This window comes from Alkalihalobacillus bogoriensis ATCC BAA-922 (assembly GCF_000621445.1).
Lineage (GTDB): Bacteria > Bacillota > Bacilli > Bacillales > Bacillaceae_F > Bacillus_AO > Bacillus_AO bogoriense.
The window spans coordinates 1-1849 of the sequence record NZ_JHYI01000057.1 but is presented as its reverse complement, the minus strand read 5'-3'; the positions used below and the strand labels follow the sequence as shown (position 1 = coordinate 1849).

Annotated in this window: 1 protein-coding gene; it reads right to left on the bottom strand. The window is 39.2% G+C overall.

The genetic code is table 11. The features are described 5' to 3' along the window. Positions 1-105: 105 nt before the first annotated feature. A complete protein-coding gene (locus tag T323_RS26945) occupies positions 106-1677 on the bottom strand; it encodes an IS1182 family transposase (RefSeq protein WP_035179018.1) in 1572 nt (523 codons plus the stop codon). Positions 1678-1849 lie beyond the last annotated feature (172 nt).

The window sequence follows — 1849 nt, the reverse complement described above, 5'->3', positions numbered from 1 at the left end:
GAGGCTGGGACATAACTAGCCAGAAATAATTGAAAAAGGTTCCGAACATCCAAAGATGATGTTCGGAACCTTTTTAGTTGGAGCGTTAGATGGATTATTATCATATTAGCCGCTCCTGGCAATGTACTTTCTCAAGTTCACCGCCAGGAAGGCAAACCCTAATTCATTTTTCACCTTCTCTTTGCCTCTCACTGACAGACGAGTGAAATGCAAATTAGCCTTCAAAAATCCGAAAACTGGTTCCACATCGGTTTTACGCCTACCGTAGATTTCACCCGTTTTCTCTTCTGAAAGCTGTTGTCTTACGTATTCTTTTTGTTGTTCCCATTTTTCGTTGTACTGTATTTTCCGATGATAGCCTTCTTTAGCCTTGGTGCATTGGGAACGGAATGGACAACTTGAACAGTCTTCACACTCATAGACCTTAAACGTTCGTGTAAATCCATCTTTGTCTTTTCGATTTGAGATGTATCGGAACACCAAGTTTTTTCCATTTGGGCATGTGTAAGAATCCGTTTCCTCGTTATAGTCCCAATTGGTGGTGTAGAAAGCGTTATTCTTATATTTCTTCTTTTTCTCTTTACGATACATGTTATAGGTAATTAATGGGATACGCTCTCGATGTTCGATTACATCTACGTAGTTTTGTTCACTACCATAGCCTGCGTCAGCGACAATATATGGGGGCAGCTTAAAGAAACTTTCCTCGATTTTGTCCAGAAAAGGGATTAGTGTGCGTGTATCGGTCGGGTTAGAGAATACATCAAAAGCGAGCGTGTATTGTCCTTCTGTCGCAATTTGCACATTATAACCGGCTTTTAGTTGACCGTTCTTCATATAATCATCTTTCATTCGCATAAAAGTCGCATCATGATCCGATTTTGAGTAACTGTTTCGCTCTCCGAATATGGCCATGTCGTTTTGATATTTTTGTTTGCGAGCTACATAATCCTTGAACTGTTTCCGATACTGCTTTGGAATTTTGCGTTCCGAACGAAGTTGTTTTCGTTCACTTACATCTTTACTCGCTTCTATTTGGTTATCATATTCCTCTACCTTGGCATCAAGCTTTTTCACTACTTGTACGAGTTCTTCCGTAGATAGTTCATCCAGGTTTTCCCGTTCGATTTCTGGAATAATTTCTTTTTCCAACAACTCATCATACATTTGGTTGGACTTCTCCACCAAATTGGCACTGTATTTTTCGACCGCTTTTCGCCAAACAAACGTAAACTTATTGGCATTCGCTTCAATTTTCGTTCCGTCAATAAAAATGGCTTCCTCCTCAATCAATTTTTCTTGTACGAGCTGACAACGAAATTGTACGAAGCACTGGCGTAGTAATTCCTTTACTTCTTGATGGACACGGAAACGATTGATGGTACGATAACTCGGTTCATACCCTTGAGCTAGCCACATCATACGAACACTATCTTTGAGTAATGCCTCGATCTTTCTACCAGAGAAAACAGATTGCGTGTAAGCACACAAAATCACTTTCATCATCATCCGTGGATGATAAGCAGGGTTACCCGTTTCACGTAAAAAGCTAGCGAATGCTTCATCGGGAATCTGTTCTACGAGATCATTGACGGCGTAGGCAATATCATTTTCTTGAAGTTTTACTTCTAAATCTAGCGGTAAAATGATTTGATTCATGGTATAATGTTTAAACATAAGGATACCTCCGTTAAGTTATTGTGTGGTTACTTTAATTTTATCAGATGGTATCCTTATTTAAATCCTAAAAATTACTAAAATCTAAAAATGTAAAATAAAGAGTGGCACTCACCCCAACTCATCAGGGTGAGTGCCACTCATTTTTTATTTACTGTTTTGTCCCAGCCTC